Origin of the sequence: Rahnella sp. PAMC25617, from assembly GCF_050606005.1 — a bacterium.
Classification (GTDB): Bacteria; Pseudomonadota; Gammaproteobacteria; order Enterobacterales; family Enterobacteriaceae; genus Rahnella; species Rahnella variigena.
This window is the reverse complement of record NZ_JBOCUM010000083.1, coordinates 1-248: the sequence shown is the minus strand read 5'-3', so window position 1 is coordinate 248 and position 248 is coordinate 1. Positions and strand designations below refer to the sequence as shown.

Here is a 248-nt window from a genome sequence, read left to right as displayed (position 1 = left end):
TAAGATCAGAAATAGTGCGCCAACTAACATAGCTTTTTCCGCTCCTTTCTTTTCGCAATCATTTGCGTCATGATACCAGTCGAGAGCATGACGACAAAGGTACTCAGTAAGACGACAAGGACAATACTTGTACCAGATTGAGAAATCAATGTTCCATAATCAATGACACCAACGGCTGATGGGATAAAGAATAGCAGCAGTTCTCCGAGCAGCCATACGGCACCAAGTTCAATCCATTTTAATTGAAA

Annotated in this window: 1 protein-coding gene; it reads right to left on the bottom strand. The window is 41.5% G+C overall.

Annotation, left to right across the window (positions count from 1 at the left end; genetic code table 11):
* Positions 1-23: 23 nt before the first annotated feature.
* Positions 24-248 (bottom strand): CidA/LrgA family protein (locus ACM615_RS23970; RefSeq protein ID WP_431012639.1); only part of this gene is annotated, 225 nt, incomplete at its 5' end.